Origin of the sequence: Thermoanaerobacter thermocopriae JCM 7501 (genome assembly GCF_001310975.1) — a bacterium.
Lineage (GTDB): Bacteria > Bacillota > Thermoanaerobacteria > Thermoanaerobacterales > Thermoanaerobacteraceae > Thermoanaerobacter > Thermoanaerobacter thermocopriae.
On the sequence record NZ_BAZY01000064.1, the window covers coordinates 1 to 3,036 of the forward strand.

The 3,036-nt window shown below is 30.9% G+C and carries 3 protein-coding genes; all 3 read left to right on the top strand.

Annotation, left to right across the window (positions count from 1 at the left end):
• Window positions 1-279: UPF0236 family transposase-like protein (locus JCM7501_RS12310; protein ID WP_173571596.1), on the top strand; the 279-nt coding region annotated here is incomplete at its 5' end.
• Window positions 280-443: 164 nt separating this feature from the next.
• Window positions 444-1,727 carry an EF-P 5-aminopentanol modification-associated protein YfmF gene (gene yfmF / locus JCM7501_RS12315; RefSeq protein ID WP_028992701.1) on the top strand — a complete coding sequence of 428 codons (1,284 nt, stop codon included), beginning with the start codon at window positions 444-446 and terminating at the stop codon, window positions 1,725-1,727.
• Window positions 1,711-2,988 carry an EF-P 5-aminopentanol modification-associated protein YfmH gene (yfmH, locus tag JCM7501_RS12320; RefSeq protein ID WP_028992702.1) on the top strand — a complete coding sequence of 426 codons (1,278 nt, stop codon included), beginning with the start codon at window positions 1,711-1,713 and terminating at the stop codon, window positions 2,986-2,988. Before yfmF ends, yfmH begins: the two co-directional genes overlap by 17 nt.
• The last annotated feature ends 48 nt before the right edge of the window (window positions 2,989-3,036 follow it).

Below are 3,036 nucleotides of genomic sequence, written 5' to 3' on the forward strand. Positions count from 1 at the left end.
AGGAATCCATTGGGGTGGAGCAGAGAAGGATTAAAACTAATGGCGAAATTAAGGGTATTCAGCAAGAATGGAGGAGACTTAAGAGAAGTAGAATGGGGTAAGAGAAAGAATATAAATGAAGGAAGTTACAAATTAACGAAGAAGCAAATAAAAGAGGCAGTGAGGAGAGTTAAAACGTCTACAAATGAAAAGATAAATAATATTACGGTTTTGAATATAGGCAAAGTAACGCCAATATATAGGGTTTTAAGAGCAATAAAATATGCACAAGTCATATAAAAAACATGATAAGACGAAGCCCTGAAATTAACTAAGTTACAGGGGTTGTCTTAAAAAAATCCTACAGTATCTTGACACTATCGGGTTTTATGTATTATTGACTTTGTGCTACAATTATCATATAATCAAAAAATAATTGGATTATTTTAGAAGGAGTTGATTAGATGGAACTAATTGAAAGACAATTAAATAATGAGATAAATTTGTACATAGACACAACAGGTAAATTTAAAACAGTAACAATTAATCTTTATATCCACAACCAACTGGGAGAAGAGGCTACAAAATATGCTTTGTTGCCTGCTGTTTTAAAAAGGGGTACTTCTAGTATAAAAACTTACAAAGAAATGGTGAAGTTTTTGGAAAACTTGTATGGTACTACAATGGCTGTTTCTGTGTATAAAAAAGGGGAAAGGCACCTTCAACAATATAGATTGGAATTACCTCAAGAAGAGTATATACAAGAGAATATTTTAGAAAAGGGAGTAAAATTTCTAAAAGATTTAATTTTTAACCCCTTTATAGAAGGAAATGCCTTCAATAAGGAGTATGTAATTCAGGAAAAGGAGATTCACAAAAATTTGATAGATTCAAGAATAAACGATAAAACCAGATATGCAGTAGACCGTTGCTATGAAGAAATGTGCAAGGGAGAACCTTTTGCTATTTTTGAATTGGGAAGAAGTGAGGATTTAAACTTTATTGATGAAGTCAATCTTTACCATTATTATCAAAATTGTATTAATACTTTGCCAATAGATATATACGTTGTAGGAGACGTAGAGCCTAAATATGTAGAAGAGGTTTTTGCAAAATATTTTTCTTTTAAACGAGAACAAATATTAAATATTCCTTCTCCAAATGTACATAAAGAAGTAAGGGAAATAAAATATGTTACGGAAAATTTAGAAGTAACACAGGGGAAACTTACTCTTGGCTTTAGAACTAATGTAGCGGCTAACAGCGAGGAATATTTTCCTCTTTTAGTATACAGTGGCATATTAGGAGGAGGACCTTTTTCTAAACTTTTTATGAATGTGAGGGAAAGAGCTAGCCTTGCTTATTATGCTTATTCAAAGCTGGAGAGATTTAAAGGCTTAATGGTGGTAAGTTGCGGTATAGAGATAGAAAATTACAATAAAGCTCTTGATATAATACTTAAACAGTTAAAAGAAATTGAAGAAGGTAATATCTCAGATTATGAATTAGATTCTACAATAAAAGCCTTAAAGACTTCTTTAAAAGCAATGAAAGACAATGCTACTTCTAAGTCTGACTACTACTTATCACAAAAAATCGCAGGAATGAATTTGAAGATAGAAGAATTTATCGAAAAAGTAGAAAAAGTGACAAAAGAAGAGGTAGTTGAAGTTGCTAAAAAAGTTAAATTAGATACGGTGTATTTCATGACCGGCAAAAAGGAGGATAAATATGCAGCAATTGTATAATGAGAGAATAGATGAAAAAATACTTTTACAAGAATTGGATAATGGTCTAAAAGTGTATATAATGCCTAAAAGAGATTATACAAAGCAATTTGCAATATTTGCTACTCGTTTTGGCTCTAATGACAGTAAATTTATCGCTCCAGGGGATACTGAGGTAACAGAGGTACCTGATGGGGTTGCACATTTTTTGGAACACAAAATGTTCGAAGAGGAAGAAGGTAGCATTTTCGAACAGTTTTCAAAATTAGGGGCTTCAGCCAACGCTTATACCAATTTTACTACAACTGCTTACTTGTTTGCGAGTACTGAAAACTTCTACGAAAACTTAAAACTTTTAGTGAATTTTGTACAAAATCCTTATTTTACAGATGAAAATGTTGAAAAAGAAAAGGGAATAATAGCCCAAGAAATAAGAATGTATCAAGATGACCCTAATTGGAGAGTCTATTTTAACGCATTAGAGGCTCTTTATCATGTATATCCGGTTAGAAAAGACATAGCTGGTACAATTGAATCAATTTCTAAAATAAGCAAAGAAATTTTATATAAATGTTATTATACCTTTTATCATCCTGAAAATATGGTTTTGTTTGCGGTAGGTGATATTGATGTAGATAAAACTCTGGACATTATAAAGGAAAATGTGAGACAGGAGAAAAAACAAGGAGAAATAAAAAGGATATATCCCAAGGAGCCTTTAAGTGTTTATGAAAAAGAAGTAGTACAAGATATGCAAGTATCCATTCCTCTTTTTAATCTAGGTTTTAAAGATACAGATGTAGGTTTTGGCGGAAAAAAATTATTAAAGAAGAACTTAGAGATACAAATAGGGTTGGAAATGGTATTAGGCAGAAGTTCTGATTTATATGAAAGACTTTACAATGAAGGGCTTATTGACAGCACTTTTAGCTTTGATTACGGCGGAGAGATAGATTATGGTTATTCTATAATAGGGGGTCAATCTAAAGATCCTTTTAAAGTGAGAGATATAATTTTAAATGCAATAAATAATCTACAATTTTTAAAGGAAGAAGATTTTGAGAGAATAAAGAAAAAATACATAGGAAAATTTTTAAGAACATTTAATTCAGTCGATAGTATAGCTTACAGTTTTATAAACTTTTATATGAAAGAAATAAATTTGCTGGATTATTTAGATGTGCTTTATAGTATAAGCTTTGAAGATGTTAGAGAAAGATTTCAAAATCATCTGAGAGAAGAGAATAGTGTGCTTTCTGTTGTGAATCCTATAAAAAAATAAAAATCAGGCACAAAGCAATCAGGTGCAAAGCCTGATTTTTTTTATTTT